This window comes from Nocardiopsis sp. RV163 (genome assembly GCF_001029525.1).
GTDB classification, from domain to species: domain Bacteria; phylum Actinomycetota; class Actinomycetes; order Streptosporangiales; family Streptosporangiaceae; genus Nocardiopsis; species Nocardiopsis dassonvillei.
In genome coordinates, this window is record NZ_LEKI01000046.1 from 18,540 (window position 1) to 34,963 (window position 16,424).

At 73.7% G+C, this 16,424-nt stretch carries 12 protein-coding genes, 1 other RNA gene and 1 pseudogene; 8 read left to right on the forward strand and 6 right to left on the reverse strand.

The window, feature by feature from the left end:
* Window positions 1-17: 17 nt before the first annotated feature.
* Together ABD54_RS11005 and ABD54_RS11010 are read right to left on the reverse strand one after the other, a co-directional pair.
* Window positions 18-2,396 carry a Tex family protein gene (locus tag ABD54_RS11005; protein WP_200904091.1) on the reverse strand — a complete coding sequence of 793 codons (2,379 nt, stop codon included), beginning with the start codon at window positions 2,394-2,396 and terminating at the stop codon, window positions 18-20.
* Between the two features lie 397 nt (window positions 2,397-2,793).
* Window positions 2,794-3,144 carry a hypothetical protein gene (locus ABD54_RS11010; protein ID WP_047869354.1) on the reverse strand — a complete coding sequence of 117 codons (351 nt, stop codon included), beginning with the start codon at window positions 3,142-3,144 and terminating at the stop codon, window positions 2,794-2,796.
* A gap of 231 nt (window positions 3,145-3,375) precedes the next feature.
* On the opposite strand from ABD54_RS11010, the gene ABD54_RS11015 reads away from it, so the two are divergent.
* A complete protein-coding gene (locus ABD54_RS11015) occupies window positions 3,376-4,677 on the forward strand; it encodes an MFS transporter (protein ID WP_047869355.1) in 1,302 nt (433 codons plus the stop codon).
* Between the two features lie 97 nt (window positions 4,678-4,774).
* Window positions 4,775-5,434, forward strand: a complete 660-nt coding sequence (locus ABD54_RS11020) for a helix-turn-helix domain-containing protein (RefSeq protein WP_047869356.1) — start codon at window positions 4,775-4,777, stop codon at window positions 5,432-5,434.
* A gap of 20 nt (window positions 5,435-5,454) precedes the next feature.
* On the opposite strand, the gene ABD54_RS11025 is transcribed toward ABD54_RS11020, so the two are convergent.
* Window positions 5,455-6,318, reverse strand: a complete 864-nt coding sequence (locus ABD54_RS11025; protein ID WP_047869357.1) for a deoxyribonuclease IV — start codon at window positions 6,316-6,318, stop codon at window positions 5,455-5,457.
* 158 nt (window positions 6,319-6,476) lie between these two features.
* Window positions 6,477-7,889: an FAD-binding oxidoreductase gene (locus ABD54_RS11030; RefSeq protein WP_047869367.1), complete on the reverse strand. Its 1,413-nt coding sequence runs from the start codon at window positions 7,887-7,889 to the stop codon at window positions 6,477-6,479.
* Window positions 7,890-7,951: 62 nt separating this feature from the next.
* Here ABD54_RS11030 and ABD54_RS11035 point away from each other — a divergent pair, with 62 nt between their 5' ends.
* The 6 genes from ABD54_RS11035 to ABD54_RS28550 all read left to right on the forward strand — a co-directional run bounded on the left by ABD54_RS11035 (window position 7,952) and on the right by ABD54_RS28550 (window position 12,288).
* On the forward strand, window positions 7,952-8,914 hold the full coding sequence (locus ABD54_RS11035; RefSeq protein ID WP_047869358.1) for a YafY family protein: 963 nt from the start codon (window positions 7,952-7,954) through the stop codon (window positions 8,912-8,914).
* Between the two features lie 53 nt (window positions 8,915-8,967).
* Entirely contained in the window at window positions 8,968-9,831 is an 864-nt protein-coding gene (locus tag ABD54_RS11040; protein ID WP_047869359.1) for a Nif3-like dinuclear metal center hexameric protein, read from the forward strand.
* Window positions 9,832-9,928: 97 nt separating this feature from the next.
* A complete protein-coding gene (locus tag ABD54_RS11045) occupies window positions 9,929-10,690 on the forward strand; it encodes a zinc ribbon domain-containing protein (RefSeq protein ID WP_047869360.1) in 762 nt (253 codons plus the stop codon).
* Window positions 10,687-11,328, forward strand: a complete 642-nt coding sequence (locus ABD54_RS11050) for a histidine phosphatase family protein (RefSeq protein WP_047869361.1) — start codon at window positions 10,687-10,689, stop codon at window positions 11,326-11,328. Before ABD54_RS11045 ends, ABD54_RS11050 begins: the two co-directional genes overlap by 4 nt.
* 52 nt (window positions 11,329-11,380) lie before the next feature.
* An RNA gene (gene rnpB, locus ABD54_RS26695) (RNase P RNA component class A) lies at window positions 11,381-11,766 on the forward strand.
* Window positions 11,767-12,138: 372 nt separating this feature from the next.
* Window positions 12,139-12,288 carry a hypothetical protein gene (locus ABD54_RS28550; RefSeq protein WP_200904092.1) on the forward strand — a complete coding sequence of 50 codons (150 nt, stop codon included), beginning with the start codon at window positions 12,139-12,141 and terminating at the stop codon, window positions 12,286-12,288.
* On the opposite strand, the gene ABD54_RS11055 is transcribed toward ABD54_RS28550, so the two are convergent.
* Together ABD54_RS11055 and ABD54_RS28310 are read right to left on the reverse strand one after the other, a co-directional pair.
* Entirely contained in the window at window positions 12,237-14,603 is a 2,367-nt protein-coding gene (locus tag ABD54_RS11055; protein WP_047869362.1) for a bifunctional SulP family inorganic anion transporter/carbonic anhydrase, read from the reverse strand. The genes ABD54_RS28550 and ABD54_RS11055 overlap by 52 nt on opposite strands.
* 339 nt (window positions 14,604-14,942) lie before the next feature.
* A pseudogene (locus tag ABD54_RS28310) lies at window positions 14,943-16,424 on the reverse strand (hypothetical protein); the annotation flags it as partial.

Below are 16,424 nucleotides of genomic sequence, written 5' to 3' on the forward strand. Positions count from 1 at the left end.
GGCCGGCCCCCTCGGCGCTACTCGCCCAGGCCGGCGCGGCGCAGCGCCTCGGCCATCGCGCCCTGCGGGGCGGCGCCCTCGCGGTTGTCGCGGCCGCGTCCGCCGCCGTTGCCGCGACGGCCACCGCCGCCGTTGTTACGACGACCGCCGCCGTTGCCGCCGTTGCCGCCGCGCTCCTCGCGGCCGCCCCGGCCGCCGCGCGCGGGCGCCTCGTCGTCCAGGCGCATGGTCAGGGAGATGCGCTTGCGCGTGATGTCGACGTCCTGGACCTTGACCTTCACGATGTCGCCCGGCTTGACCACGTCGCGCGGGTCCTCCACGAACTTGTACGACAGCGCCGACACGTGCACCAGGCCGTCCTGGTGCACGCCCACGTCCACGAACGCGCCGAACGCGGCCACGTTGGTGACCACGCCCTCCAGGAGCATGCCCGGGGCCAGGTCCTGGAGCTTCTCCACGCCCTCCTTGAAGGTGGCGGTGGTGAAGGCCGGGCGCGGGTCCCGGCCGGGCTTGTCCAGTTCGGCCAGGATGTCGGTGACCGTGGGCAGACCGAAGGTGTCGTCCACGAAGTCCTGCGGGCGCACCCGCGACAGCATGTCCTTGTCGCCGATCAGCGAGGGCAGGTCCGTCCCCACACGGTCCAGGATGCGCCGCACCACCGGGTAGGCCTCGGGGTGCACCGCCGAGGCGTCCAGCGGGTCGTCGCCGCCGGGCACGCGCAGGAAGCCCGCGCACTGCTCGAAGGCCTTGGGGCCCAGGCGCGGCACCGAGCGCAGCGCCTCGCGGGTGCGGAAGGGGCCGTTGGCGTCGCGGTGCGCGACGATGTTGCGCGCCAGGGTGGAGGTCACGCCCGACACCCGGGTCAGCAGCGGCACCGACGCGGTGTTGACGTCCACGCCCACGCCGTTCACACAGTCCTCGACCACCGCGTCCAGGGAGCGAGACAGCTTGGTCTCGGCCAGGTCGTGCTGGTACTGGCCGACCCCGATCGACTTGGGGTCGATCTTGACCAGCTCGGCCAGCGGGTCCTGGAGGCGGCGGGCGATGGAGGCGGCGCCGCGCAGCGACACGTCCAGGTCCGGCAGTTCCTCGGAGGCGTAGGCCGAGGCCGAGTACACCGACGCGCCCGCCTCCGACACCATCACCTTGGTGAGCTTGAGCTCGGGGTGGCGCTTGATCAGGTCGGCGGCGAGCTTGTCGGTCTCGCGGGAGGCGGTGCCGTTGCCGATCGCGACCAGTTCCACGGCGTGGGCGGCGCACAGCCCGGCCAGGCTGTGGATGGCGCCGTCCCAGTCGCGGCGGGGGGCGTGCGGGAAGACCGTGTCGGTGGCCACGACCTTGCCGGTGGCGTCGGTGACCGCGACCTTGACTCCGGTGCGCAGGCCCGGGTCCAGACCCAGGGTGGCGCGGCTCCCGGCGGGGGCCGCCAGCAGCAGGTCGCGCAGGTTGGCGGCGAACACGTTCACGCCGTCGTCCTCGGCCCGCTGCCACAGCCGCATGCGCACGTCGATGTCCAGCCGCACCAGGATGCGGGTGCGCCAGCCCCAGCGCACGGTGTCCTGGAGCCAGCGGTCGGCGGGGCGGCCGCGGTCCACTATCCCGAAGTGGTGGGCGATGGCGTTCTCGTAGGTGCTGCGGGGCGTGGTGCCGTCGGCGTTCTCGGCCGGGGCGTCCTCCGGCTCCAGGGTGAGGGTGAGGATCTCCTCCTTCTCGCCCCGGTACATGGCCAGCACGCGGTGGGAGGGCAGTTCGGTGAGCGGTTCGGAGAACGCGAAGTAGTCGGCGAACTTGGCGCCCGCCTCCTCCTTGCCCTCGCGCACGGCCGAGCCGAGTCGGCCCCTCTCCCACAGCCGCTCGCGCAGGAGCCCGGTGAGGTCGGCGTCCTCGGCGAAGCGCTCCACCAGGATGGCGCGGGCCCCGTCCAGGGCGGCCTTGACGTCGGCCACCTCCTTGTCGGGGTCGACGTAGGCCGCGGCGGCCTCCCGGGGGTCCTGGCCGGGGTCGGCCAGCAGCCCCTCGGCCAGCGGTTCGAGCCCCGCCTCGCGGGCGATCTGGGCCTTGGTGCGCCGCTTGGGCTTGTAGGGGAGGTAGATGTCCTCCAGCCGGGCCTTGGAGTCGGCCGCGTGGATGCTGGCCTCCAGCGCCTCGTCCAGCTTGCCCTGGGAGCGGATGGACTCCAGGATCGCGGTCCGGCGCTCGGCCAGCTCGCGCAGGTAGCGCAGGCGCTCCTCCAGGGCGCGCAGTTGGGCGTCGTCCAGCGCTCCGGTGACCTCCTTGCGGTAGCGGGCGATGAAGGGCACGGTCGATCCGCTGTCGAGCAGGTCGACGGCGGCGGTGACCTGGTGCGCGCCCACTCCGAGTTCCTCGGCGATGCGCTGGTCGATCGTGGGTGTCACAGGCGTCGTCACTGGTTAAACGTCCACTCTCTGGCTGTTCGGTGCGGGGACATTCTGGTGGCGGGGAAGGACATTGTCATCCCGTCGGCCCCGTGTCCCAGGTTCGCGCACTGCGGCGGTGGTCTCGCACGGGTTCCCGCGCGGGGAGCGGCGGAGGCGGCGCGGGGTCCCCGACGGGACGGTTTCGCAAAGAACGGGGCGGCGCGGCCCCGCGCGCGGGGCCGGTCTCTGCGGTCGAAGGCGAGGGGCGGCGGTCGGGAGGGAGGAGGCCCGGGGGCGGCCGCGCCCGGGTTCCCCGCTTCCAGGAAAGCGGAGTGGGCCGGTCCGCGCCAGCCCCCGTCAGCGCCTGTGGACGACCGCGCCGCGACCCCCGACGACGGGCACGGGACGCGCCCGGTCAGCCGTCGGTCTCGTTGAGGTAGTCGGGGGCGTAGTACTCGTCGAGGGGGAGCGGGCCCCGGTAGCCCTGGCACATGCACTGGCGGTAGGTGGAGCTGGCCTGCCCGGTCCAGCGGCCGGGGATGACCACCTGGGTCTGGCACCTCTTGTTCTGCTGGTCGTGGAAGACCAGGTGATGGCCGCAGCCGCAGAGGGGCTGGGGGTTCTGCGGTGCGCCCAGGACCCGGGCCTGCTCCTGCCTGCGCTGCTGGTCGAGCGCCGCCCGCGTCTGGCGTTTGGTCAGCAGGCGGCCGAACAGGAACCCGCCGAGAGCGATCGTGGCTCCGAAGACCATGGAGACCGGGTCCATCCGGCGACACCTCATTCCTTGAGCCGGAACCCGCCCCGGAGCCCGGGGCGTACGTCCTCCATTGTCGCCCATGGAGGGCTTCCGGCGGCGGGGAGGCTCCTTTCCCGCGCTCCTGTCAACGGGTGACGGCGGCACGCCCGAAAGTAATGCAAAGAAAACTCTGCACGTATAGCTTTGCAAAGAAAACTTTGTCTTACGGTGGTGGCACCCCCGAACGCAGGAGGACCCCCCATGGCCACCGAACCCTCCGCGGCGCCGCCGCGCACCGAACGCCTCGGCGGGCTCTTCCGCCGCTTCTGGACGGCCGGAACCCTCACCAACCTCGGCGACGGCATGCTCGCCACCGCCCTGCCGCTGATCGCCGCCACCCTCACCCACGACCCGCTCGCCGTCTCCGGGCTGGTGGTGGCGCGCTTCCTGCCCTGGCTGCTCGTCGCGCCGTTCACCGGCGTGCTGCTGGACCGGGTCGACCGCCTCCGCGCCATGACGGTCTCCAGCACGGTCGCCGCGACCGCCGTCACCGCCCTGGCCGCGCTGATCGCCACCGGCGGCGCCACCCTGTGGGCCCTGTACGCCACGATCTTCGTGGTGATCTGCTGCGAGACGGTCACCGACCCCGTCACCCGGATCACCGTGTCGCGGATCGTGCCCGGCCGCCTGCTGGACCGCGCCAACAGCAGGCTGGAGGGCGGCCGCCTGGTCGCCCAGGACTGTGTGGCCACCCCCGTCGCCGGTGTGCTCTTCGCGGTCGCCGCCGCCCTGCCCGTGGCCGGGACGGCCCTGTCCTACGCCCTGTGCGCCGTGCTCGTGGCGACCGTCGCCCTCATGCTGCGGCGCGTTCCCGTCCCGGCCGGGTCCACCGCCGACACGGAGGGTGATGAGGGTACGGAGTCCGGCCGGGGCGTACTGCGCTCCCTGCGGGAGGGTTTCGCCTACGTCTTCGGCCGACCGCTGACCCGGGGCCTGGCCTTCAACAACGCCGGGTCCATGATCGGTGTCCAGATGGCCACCTCGGTGCTGGTCCTCTACGCCCAGAAGTTGCTGGGCGTTCCCGAGGCCCTGTACGGGCTCTTCACGGCGTCGATCGCGGTCGGCGGTGTGCTGGGCTCCGTGCTCGCCGCCCGGCTCGTCGCGGGCCTCGGCCGCAGGACGGTCATGATGGGCGGCTACCTGGGGATGGGCGCCTGCCTGTTGGCGGTGGGCCTGGTGCCCGACGCCTGGTCCGCCGCCCTCGCCTGGGGGCTGATGGGTCTGTGTCTGACGGTGACCAACGTGTCCGGTTCCCTCTTCTTCCAGGCCGTGGTCCCCTCCCGCGTGCGCGGCCGGGCGGCCGCGGCCTTCCGCATGGTCGGGTGGGGGCTGTCCCCGGTCGGCGCGCTGCTGGGCGGTCTGCTGGGCCGGATCGACCTCGCCCTGCCCTTCCTGGTCGGCGGGCTGGTCATGGTGGTCACGCCCCTGGTCTTCCGCAGGTCCGTCGCCGAGTGCGCGCGGCTGTGCGACGAGGCCGTGGCTTCCGCCGCCGACGGGCGCTGACCCGCCGCACTCCGGGAGGGCGACACGTGCGCCAGCAGCGCCGAGAGGGCTTTGCGGCGAACTGTTCGCGGAGGGGTTCCCCAGTACGGTGAGGGCCATGACCGACGACGCCGACGTCCCCGCCGACTCCCATCAGCAGATGCGGGTCAGCGCCCGGGCCCTGCGGGGCCTGGCCCACCCCCTGCGCGCCCGCCTGCTGGACGAGCTCAGGCTCAACGGCCCGGCCACCGCCACCATCCTGGGTCAGCGCCTGGGGGAGAGCAGCGGCGCCACCAGTTACCACCTGCGCCAACTCTCGCGCTACGGGTTCATCGACAACGAACCGGGACGCACGGGCGGACGCGAGCGCTGGTGGCGGATGCGGCCCGGCGGCTGGAGCATGTCCGGGCACGAGTTCCTGAGCAACCCCGAGACCCGGGTCGTCGCCCAGGCCGTCCTGGACCGCCTCTACCAGCAGAAGCGCAGGAGGTTCGCGGACTGGACCGCGCTGGTCTCCGACAGCCCCGACCTGCCCGCGGTGCGCAGGTGGAAGGACGCCGCCAACGACTCCACCAGCCACGCCCGGATGACCCCGGAGGAGGCGGCCGAGTTCGCCGACGCGCTCAACGACTTCCTCGCCTCGTGGGGGAAACGCTTCCAGGGGCGGACCCCCGAGAGCCATCCCGGCACCGACGTCGTCCAGGTGGACACCGCCCTCTTCCCGGTCCTGCCCGAGGCCGAGGGCAAGGCGGAGGGGAGCGCCGCCGAGCGGGACTGAGCCGCCCCGACGACCGTCCCTCAGGCCCCGCGCAGCTTCTTGAGCGTGGCCACGTCGGCGGCGTGCGGACCGGCCGGACCCGGGGTCTCCAGGATCAGCGGCACCCCGGCGCTCACCGGGTGGCGGAACAGCTCGCCGAACGGCTCCGCGCCGATGTGCCCGGCGCCGATGTTCTCGTGCCGGTCCTTGCAGCTGCCGCACGCGGCCTTGGAGTCGTTGCAGTGCACGACCCCCAGCCGGTCGGCGCCGACCGCCTCGCCGAAGCGGTCCAGGGCCGCGCGCATGCCCTCCACCGTGGAGATGTCGTGCCCGGCGGCGAACATGTGCGCGGTGTCCAGGCACACGCCCACGCGCGGGTGCCACTCCAGCACCTCCAGGTAGGCGGCCAGGTCGTCGATGGTCGCGCACAGCACCTGGCCCTGACCGGCCATCGGCTCCAGCAGCACCGGCGGGACGTCCCCGCCCAGCCTCTCCAGCAGCGGCATCAGCCGTTCGCGGGTGCGCGACAGGCCCGCCTCGCGCCCGCCGGAGACGGCCGAACCGGTGTGCACGACCACCCCCAGCGCGTCGATCCGGGCCGAGCGGCGCAGCGCGTGCTCCAGGGAGCGCACCGACTTCTCGGCGGTCTCCCCACTGGGGGTGCCCAGGTTGATCAGGTAGGGGGCGTGCACGAACACGGGCAGGTCGACACGTTCGCGCATCCGCGCGTCCTGCGCGGGGTCGCCCCCGTTGGTCGCCCATCCGCGCGGGTTGGACACGAAGACCTGGACCGCCTCCGCACCGATCTCCTCGGCGTAGGCCAGGCCCTTGTCGGCCATGCCGCCCGCGACCGGGACGTGTGCGCCGACCGGGGACGTGGGCCGCTGCTGCTCGCTCTTCTCCATAGCCCAACCAGCCTAGAGGCCGGTCGGAGCCGTCGGTCCGTGCCGGTGCTCACACCGCCCGGCTGGGGAGGCGGGGGCCGGTCGCGGGCGGGGCGTACCGGAGCCGCCGGAAGCGGTGTGCGCTCCCGGCGGCGGGTCCTGCGCGGGTCGCGCCACGGTCACCAGCCCCCGGGCGGGATCGGCCGGTTGGAGTGGAACGCCCCGCACGGGTCGTACGCGGCCTTGACCTGGGCGAGCCGCGTGCGGTCGTCCTCGTCGAAGACCTCGCGGACCTCGGCCTCCTCCATCGGCCCGAAGCCCAGCGTGGACGAGCGGCCGACCGCGTGCGGCCCGAACAGCGCCGCGGCCCGCTCGCGCAGGTCGCGCATCGCCTCGGTGTCCCCGGCCTCGGCGAAGGTCAGCACCGTCAGCGCGTAGGCGGCGTCCCGGTGCCCGACGGCGTTGGCGACCCGCGGCTCCCGGGCCAGCGCCCCGCCCAGGTGGCGCAGCCAGACCACGCAGAAGAACGGCGCCTCGCCCGTCATACGGGTCAGCTCGGCCAGCGCCTTCCCGTCCAGCCGGTCCACCAGCACGCTGCGGCCGCGGAACCCCGCCTGGTCCCGGTGCTCGTCGAAGACCGCGCCCGACTCGTCGTAGCGCATCTCGCGCAGGGTGTCCGCCAGCACCGGGGCGGCCGAGCGCAGCGGCTCCACCACCTTCGCCCCCTCCTCGACCGGGCCCGACCAGGCCACCGACACCTGGGCCACCTGGCGGCCGCGCATCGGCCCGGGCACGCCCTCCATGTCCGGGTAGACCATCACGGAGACCCCCGAGGTCATCTCCTCGGGCACCGACTCGGCCCACCGCCGCCAGGCCTGCAGAACCTCCGGTTCGGCTCCGGCGTCCAGGAACAGGCTCCCGCCGTAGATCCGCGGGACCGGGAACAGGTCGATCTCCATTCCGGTGACCACGCCGAACGCGCCCGCGCCTCCGCCGCGCACCGCCCAGAACAGGTCGGGGTCGTCGTCCCCGGTGACCTGCCGCAGGCGGCCGTCGGCGGTGACCAGGTCCACGCGCCGCACGTGGTCGGCGGCGAACCCGTACCGGCGGGCCAGGAGCCCCACACCGCCGCCGAGCGTGTAGGAGACCGCGCCCACGGCGGGGGAACTGCCCGACAGGGGCGCCAATCCGTGTTCGGCTGCCGCGTCGACCACCGTCTGCCAGGTGGCCCCGGCCTCCACCCACGCCGTGCCGCGGTCGGGGTCCACCCGCACCCCGTCCATGCGGTGGGTGGCGAGGAGGACGCCGCCCCCCATACCCGCGCCGAGCCCGTGCCCGGTGAGCTGGGCCGACACCCGCAGCCCCCGTTCCGAGGCCCAGGCCACGGCGGCGCGCACGTCCTGGGCGTGGACCGGCTCCACCATGGCGTCGGGACGGTGCCGGTCCAGCAGCTGCATTCCCGTGCGGGACCCCTCGTAGGCGTCGGTCCCGGGCGCGTGCACCGGTCCGCTCACCCGTCGGGTCAGGTCCCGCAGCGTGTCCGTGTCGCCCGTCGTGCTCTTGGTGCCCGTGTTCTCGTTGTTCTCGTTCATGTCGGCCACCGTAGGAAGCCATGCGGTCACAACATGACCGCGATCTCTGGCAGTCTGCGTTCATGGGCCGATCCGTACGCGGGGAGATGCCGCAGCGGCTGCTGCGGCTGCTGTCCCTGCTCCAGGTCCGGCGCGAGTGGAGCGGCGCGGAGCTCACCGAGCGGCTCGGCGTCAGCGCCCGCACCCTGCGCCGCGACGTCGAACGGCTGCGCGGGCTCGACTACCAGGTGGAGGGCACGCCCGGGGTGGCGGGCGGCTACCGCCTGGCCTCGGGACGCGACCTGCCCCCGCTGCTGTTGGAGGACGAGGAGGCCGTCGCGATCGCCCTGGGCCTGGCCACCGCCACCGGGTTCCAGGACAGCGCGCTGCGCGCCCTGGCCAAACTCGAACGCGTCCTGCCCGCCCGCCTGCGCCCCCGGCTGGCCGCCGTGGGCGGCGCCACCAGCGCGGTGCCCCACCCCGACGTCCCCGGTGTGGACCCCGCCGTCCTGGGGGCGCTGGCCTCCTCCTGCCGCGACCTGGCCGTCACCGACTTCGACTACCGCGACCGGGAGGGCAACGCCCGCGGGCGCCGGGTCGAGCCGCACCACCTGGTCTCCCACGGCGGGCACTGGTACCTGATCGCGCACGACACCGACCGCGATGACTGGCGCACCTTCCGGGTGGACCGGGTCAGCGGCCCGCGGCCCACCCACCGGCGGTTCGAGCCGAGGCCGCTGCCCGCGCCGGACCCGGCGGCCTTCCTCACCCGACTCTTCGCCGCGGGCGTCTACAGGCACACCGCGCACCTGACCCTGGAGCTGTCCGCCGAGGACTTCCACAGCCGCTTCCACGGCCCTCTGCCCGGCCGGGTCGAACCGCTGGACGACCACCGCTGCCGTCTCCGGATCAGCGCCGACTCCCTCGACCTGGTGTGCCAGTACACGGCGGCGGCCCTGGCCCTCGGCGTCCCCTTCACGCTGGACGCCCCGCCCCGGGTCGTCGAGCGCCTGCGGGACGTCGGCGCGCGCCTGGCCCCTCCCTGAAACGCGACCGCCGATGGACCGCGACCGGTCGCGGGAGCGCTAGGGTCGGGGCCGTGAACACCGATTCCGCGCACCTGACCCTGTCCGACGTCACCGCCGCCTTCGAGCGGGTCTACCCGCCCGCGTGGGCCGCCTCCTGGGACGCGGTCGGACTGGTGGCGGGCGACCCCGCGCAGCGGGTCACGCGGGTCCTGTTCGCCGTGGACCCGGTCGACGCGGTCGTCGACGAGGCCCTGACCTGGGGCGCCGACCTGATCATCACCCACCACCCGCTGATGCTGCGCGGTGTCACCAGCGTGGCCGCCGACACCCCCAAGGGGCGGATCGTGCACCGGCTCATCCGGTCGGGGACCGCCCTGTACACCGCGCACACCAACGCCGACACCGCCTCGCCCGGCGTGTCCGACGCGCTGGCCCGCGCGGTCGGCGTCACCGGGCCGCTGCGGCCCCTGGACCCCGACGCCACCGACCCCGAGGGGCGCCGCGGCATCGGACGGATCGGCGTCCTGGACCGGCCGGTGCTCCTGCGCGAGTTCGCCGAGCAGGTGGCCCGCGGGCTGCCCGCCACCGCCGCCGGGGTCCGTGTCGCGGGCGACCCGGACCGCCTGGTGAGCACCGTCGCGGTGTCGGGGGGAGCGGGGGACTCCCTGCTCGGAGCGGCCCGGGCCGCCGACGTGGACGTGTTCGTCACCTCCGACCTGCGCCACCACCCCGCCTCGGAGTTCGTGGAGAACCCGGGCGGCCCCGCCCTGGTCGACACCGCGCACTTCGCCAGCGAGTGGCCCTGGCTGGCCGACGGTGCGCGCCGTCTGGTCGACGCACTCGGGCGCGCCGGCGGACCGGATGGGGCTAACGTGGAGGTCCGCGTCTCGGCGGCGGTCACGGACGCCTGGTCACAGGCCGTCCCGCACGTCTGAGAGAGTCCACCGGCCCGCGGGGCCGCCGAGCAAACTGCACAGAGTAGAGCGCGGGCGGCGTACTCGCCCTCCCCAGCCATCACAGGAGACGTCACACGTGAAAGCCGAACCCGCCGCACAGGCCAGACTCCTCACCCTCCAGGACCTGGACACCGACCTCCAGCGCCTGGACCACCGGGCGCGCACCCTGCCCGAGGTCGCCGAGGCGGCCCGGCTCAAGGAGCGGTTGGACCAGATCGACAGTGAGCTGATCAACGCGCAGACCGGGGTCTCCGACGTCGAACGCCAGCAGCGCAAGGCCGAGAGCGACGTCGACCAGGTGCGCACGCGCGCCGACCGGGACGCCAAACGCCTGGAGTCGGGGCAGATCACCAACGCCAAGGAACTCCAGAACCTCCAGTCGGAGATCACCTCGCTGGGCCGCCGCCAGGCCGAGCTGGAGGAGATCGTCCTGGAGGTGATGGAGCGCGCCGAGGAGCTCAACGCCGAGGTGGCCCGCCTGACCGCCGAGCGCGAGCGCGTCGTGGCCGAGCACACCGAGGTCGTGGCCCGCCGCGACACCGCCGCCGCCGGGATCCAGTGGGACCGCACCCGGGCCACCCAGGACCGCGAGCGCGTCGCCGAGGAGATCCCCGCCGACCTGCTCGCCCTCTACGACAAGATGCGCGCCCAGTACGGCGGTGTGGGCGCGGCGCCGCTGCGCTACGGCCGCTGCGGGGGCTGCAAGCTCGCGCTGAGCACCGTCGAGCTCAACGAGATCCGCGCCCAGGCCGCCGACGAGGTCGTGCGCTGCGAGGACTGCCGCCGCATCCTGGTCCGCACCGAGGAGTCGGGTCTGGGCGGCCGGACCGAGCAGTGAGCACCGCTTGGGGGGTGCCGCCCGACACCGCGCCGACCCGGCTGGTCCTGCTGCGGCACGGGCAGACGCCGCTGTCGGTGGAGCGCCGTTTCGCGGGCAGGGGCGACATCCCGCTGACCGAGGACGGACACGTGCAGGCCAGGGCGGCCGCGCGCCGTCTGGCCCCGCGGCCGTTCGACGCGGTGGTGTCCTCCCCGCTGCGCCGTACCAGGGACACCGCGGCGTACGCGGCCGAGGCGCTCGGGCTGGCGGTGGAGATCGACGAGGGGTTCGTCGAGACCGACTTCGGCGGCTGGGAGGGGATGACGTTCGCCGAGGCGCGGGCGCAGGCCCCGGCAGCGGTGGACGGTTGGCTGGCCGATCCGGAGGCGGCGCCGCCCGGCGGGGAGAGCTTCGCCGCGGCCTCACGCAGGGTGGCCGCCGCCCGCCGGGCCCTGGTCGAGCGGCACCGGGGGCGCACCGTCCTGGTGGTCACCCACGTGACCCCCATCAAGGCGCTGGTGCAGCAGGCTCTGCTCGCCCCGCTGGAGGCGCTTTACAGGATGCACCTGGACACCGCGTGCCTGACCGAGGTGGACGTGTTCGCCGACGGGCCCATGGTGGTGCGCTCCCTCAACGACACCGCCCACCTGGAGTGAGGTCCCGAGGGGGAGCGGGGCCGCCGCGGCGGGCGTAGAATGGGCGGCGAGGGGAGTCGGCCAGGCGGTCGCGGACCGCGCCTGGTGCGCGTGTTCGAGGAAAGTCCGGACTCCACAGGGCAGGGTGGTCGGCAACACCGACCCGGGGTGACCCGCGGGACAGTGCCACAGAAAGCAGACCGCCACCGCTCGCGGTGGTAAGGGTGAAACGGTGGTGTAAGAGACCACCAGCGGCCGGAGTGATCCGGTCGGCTCGGTAAACCCCACCCGGAGCAAGGTCAAAAAGGGAGCCTTCGGGTTCCCGCGCGGATGTTCGAGGGCGGCCCGCCCGAGTCCGCGGGTAGACCGCACCGAGGCCGTCGGCAACGGCGGTCCCAGATGGATGGCCGCCCGGTTCCTCGGAACCGACAGAATCCGGCTTACCGGCCGACTCCCCCTCACACACCTCTTTGGCCAGGCGTTCAGCGAGCGAGAGACGGCCGTGTTCCGGTTCTGTTCCGGACGGCGGATCAGCCGGACCGCAGGAGCGGAGCGGTGGGCCGCCCGTGGTGTTCCGGCGGGCCGGCCCCCCGGGCGCGGTGCCGCAGGCCGCGTCCTCCACGGGGCGGCGGGTCGGCCCGGAGCCCAGGGGCCACTCCTGGGACACGGGTACAGTCCTACAGCCCGCCGGTGATGGCCCCGTGCCCGCGGGCACCGATAGATTGGCCCCTGCGCTCCCTACCCCGGGCGAGCTCCGGAGCGCGTACGCCCGTGGGCCGACGTCCGGGGTCGGACCCAGCGGGCATCCGCGTTCACGGGAATGGGTGACTCTTGTTCGACTCCACCGCCTTCTGGGTGGCTCTCTTCGGTCTGCCGGTCGTGGCCATCGTGGTGATCGTCCTGCTCGCCTCCTACCAGGCTTCAGGCGTTCAGCAGGACGGACGCGACGACGCTCCCGAGGAGGACTCCTCCACCAGTTGATCCCCGTGGTCCGCATCCGCCCTCGGATGGGGCACGGGGTCGTTCACGTCCTGGACGTCCTGCACGGGGACGAAATCCCCCGTTCCGGCGTCCAGGAGGTGCACCCTCGCCGTCTCCAGGTCGTAGTACATCCCCGTCAGGGCCAGCTCGCCCGCCTCCACCCGTTCGCGGACCACCGGGTAGCTCATGAGGTTGCCGATCTGCTCCTGCACGTTGGCCTGGGACAGGCGGCGCAGCGCCTCCGCGACGGGTAGGCCCGTCAGGGCGCCGGACTCCCGGCCCGCCCGCGCCAGGCTCCCCGAGCCGTTGGACAGCCAGCCGCGCAGGTGCGAGGTCCGGACCTCACCGGGTTCGAGGTGCGCCTTGTCCATCAGCGCCTGCATCGCGCCGCAGTGCGAGTGGCCGCACACCACGATCGAGGGCACCCGCAGCACGTTCACCGCGTACTCGATCGCCGCGCCCACCGACTGGTCGTCGGTGGCCTCGCGCGGCGGCACCAGGTTGCCGATGTTGCGGACGGTGAACAGGTCGCCGGGCCCGCTGGCGGTGATGAGGTTGGGCACCACGCGCGAGTCGGCGCAGGTGATGAACAGCGCGGTCGGGTTCTGGCCGTGCGAGAGGCGGCTCATCACCGACCGCATCCGGTCGGCCGTGCTTGAGTGGTACTCGCGGGCGCCGGCCGACAGCAGGCCCAGCGCGTTCACCTCGCGCTCGCCGTCACCGCGCATGTCCCAGGGCGCCCACCAGCGGGCCAGGCCGCCGGGCGCGGTCTTGGCGGCGGGCGCGGACCGGTTGGAGCTGTGCGTGTACCACTTCTCGTGCACCTCGTCGATGTCGACGCTGCCGCCGGTGCGCTCGTGGTCCATCCGCCAGGCGTGGATGGACTCGAAGGCGGCGTGGTCCATGAAGTCCACGTGCAGGTCCAGGTCGACCCGTGATCCGGCGGGGACGGTGCGCAGCACGTGTGCGAGCCGGGGCACGCCCAGGAAGGTGAGCGAGCCGTGCACGGTGATGTGCACCCGGCCGTCGCGTTCCTCGGTGGTCACGGTCAGTTTGGTGAGCCTGCGCAGGGAGACGATCATGGCCAGCCCGAAGCCGATGAACACCCCCTCCAGGAGACCCAGGAACACCACGCCGAACAGAGTCACCAGGTAGACGCTGGCCTCGTGGTGGCGGCGCAGGTCGCGCAGGTGGGCGATCGAGACCATCTGCACGCCGATGAAGACCAGCAGCGCCGCGAGCGCGGGCATCGGGATCAGCTCGACCACGTGCGCGAACAGGGCGACGAACAGCAGGATCCACACGCCGTGCAGGATGGTCGAGAGCGGGCTGCGCGCCCCGGCGCGCACGTTGGTGGTGCTGCGCACGATCACACCGGCCACCGGCAGCCCGCCCAGGGCGCCGCTGATGGTGTTGGCCGCGCCCTGGCCGCACAGTTCGCGGTTGAGCATCACCCGGCGGCCGCTGTGCATGCGGTCCACGGCGATCGCGGCGAGCAGGGACTCGACGCTGGCGACCATGGCCACGGCGGCCACGCTCAGGGCGATGCCGTCCCACTGCCCGGCCTCGGGCAGCATCGGGCCGTTCCAGGCGTCGGCGAAGGAGCCGGGCAGGGCGACGGTCTGCACCTGCCAGCCGCTCGTGGTGGAGATGAGGGTCGCGGTGCCCACGGCGACCAGCGCGGCGGGCACCACGGCGGGCCGCAGCCGCCCGAGGGAGGGCAGCTTGTTCCAGGTGAACATGATCGCGATGGTGATGACGCCGACCGCGACGGCCGGGGTGTGGTTGTTGGCGATCTGGTGGGGCAGGTCGGCGATGTTGGCCACCGCCGAGCTCTGCGGCTCCCCGCCCAGGACCACGTGCAGCTGGGCCAGGGCGATGGTGGCGCCGACCCCGGCGAGCATCCCGTGCACCACGGCGGGGGAGACGGCCAGGGCGGCCCGGGCGATCCGGAAGGCGCCGAGGGCGAGCTGGACCAGCCCGGCCAGCAGGGTGATCAGGCAGGTCACCCGCCAGCCGTAGGTCATGACCAGGTCGGCGACGATGATGGTCAGACCGGCGGCGGGGCCGCTGACCTGGACCACGGACCCGCCGACGAGTCCGGCGACGATCCCGCCGACCACGGCGGCGATGATCCCGGCGATGAGGGGGGCGCCGGAGGCGACGGCGATCCCCAGGGACAGGGGGACGGCGACCAGGAAGACCACCAGTGAGGCGCCGACGTCGGCGGCGATCCCCCTGCGGCGGTCGGAACGTTGCCCGGGTGGGGCCGAGGTCGGCCTCTCGGGCGTGACTCCCTGGGCGTCGTTGCGCATGGTTACTCCGTTCGGGTTGGACCAGGCAAGTGATACGTGGGCGCACGGGGACTGCGGTGTTCGGATCGGGGGGCGTGCGTGGAGACGCGGGACGAGAGGACGTTCCCGAGGGTGTCCTTCGCGCTACCAACTGTAGCCAGTATCCGCCACGGAGCGTTACGGTCTGTTGTCCGATCGGTAGCCGTTTTCCTGTCTTCACATGTCCTGAGGACAAATCGGGACAGAGAAAACCCCGAGGCGGTGGGTTCGTCCACCGCCTCGGGGTGTGAAGTGATGTACCTCTCGCGCGGCCGGGGGCCGGAAAAGGGTCGCTACCGCGTGTTGCGGACGTCCGGAAGATCAGATGAAGCGGCCGTCCTCGTACCCGCCCTCGTAACGGTTGCGGCCGTGGCCGTGCGGGTCGTGCGGGTCGACCGGGTACGGCCCCGGCGCCTGCGGCCCGCCGGGGTACCGCTCCTCCTCACCGGACCGCCAGTCCGGAGCGGGCGGGAAACCACCGTAGCCGGGCTGCTGCGGCTGCTGGGGCTGGCCGCCGCCCGGGTAGCCGCCCGGGGCACCGGGGTAGCCGCCGGTGCCCGCGGCCGGGTAGCCGAACGGGGCCTGTTCGCCGTAGCCCGCCGGGGCGTTCCCGCGCACCTGGTCCACCGGGTAACCGCCCGTCGGGTACCCGGGGGCCTCACCGGGGAACGCGGACGGGTAGGCGGGCTGGCCGACCGTCCCCGGGTCGAACGGCGTCGGCGCCTCCGGGACTGCGGGGCCCGCGGCCCCGCCCGGGAAACCCGCCGCGCCGGGACCGCCGTGGACGCCCGGGGCCCCGAAGGCGCCGCCGTCCTCCTGGGGGCCCCACAGCGGGGGGTTGGGGTCCGGCTGGACCGGGCGGCTGTGGGCACCGGTGTCGTAGGGGGAGCGGTGGTGGGTTCCGGTGTCGTAGTCGTTGCGGTTGAAGGAGTCGGTGTCGTACTCGGGTCGTCCGGTGCCGGGCACGCCGTAGTCGGCGTGGCTGTGGGCGCCGGTGCCGTAGGAGGGGCGCTGGTGCGTCCCGCTGTCGTAGGGGGAGCGGTGGTGGGTTCCGGTGTCGTAGTCGTTGCGGTTGAAGGAGTCGGTGTCGTACTCGGGTCGTCCGGTGCCGGGCACGCCGTAGTCGGCGTGGCTGTGGGCGCCCGTGTCGTAGGAGGGGCGCTGGTGCGCCCCGGTGTCGTAGGAGGACCTCTGGTGGGCGCCGGTGTCGTAGGCCGAACGCTGGTGGGACCCCGTGTCGTAGGCCGGGCGCTGGTGCGCGCCGGTGGTGTGGGACGTCTCCGGTCGCGGCCGGTAACCCCCGCTAAGGGGGTCGGCGGGATCGCCCGCGCCGCCCGGAGGGGTCTGACCCGTGCCCGAGCCGCCCTGCCCGCCGCCGAAGCCGAGCTCGGAGCGCTGGTGCGCCCCGGTGTCCATGCTGGACCATATCGGCGAACTCGTGCCGCTGTCCGGGGCCGGGGCCTGGAACGCCGGGCCGAGCGGATCGGCGGGGGGCACGCTCCGCGCACCGGCTGTCCCCGGGTAGTCCGAGCGGCTCATCGACCCGCTGTCGTAGGACGAGCGGCCCTGGAACGGGTCCCCCGTCGACGGAACGGAACCGGACCCGCCGAGAGGGTCGCGCCCCGGGGAGGACCCCAGCGGGTCGCGCGTGCCGGACGAAGCCCCCAGTGGGTCGTGCGCGCCGGCGGCGGAGCCCAGCGGATCGGCGGTGGGGGGCGAGTAGGAGGAACTGGGCGACCACGGTTCCGTGCCCAGGGGGTCGTCCGGGGCCGAGGCGGACGGCGCGGCGGGCTGGGAGGGCTG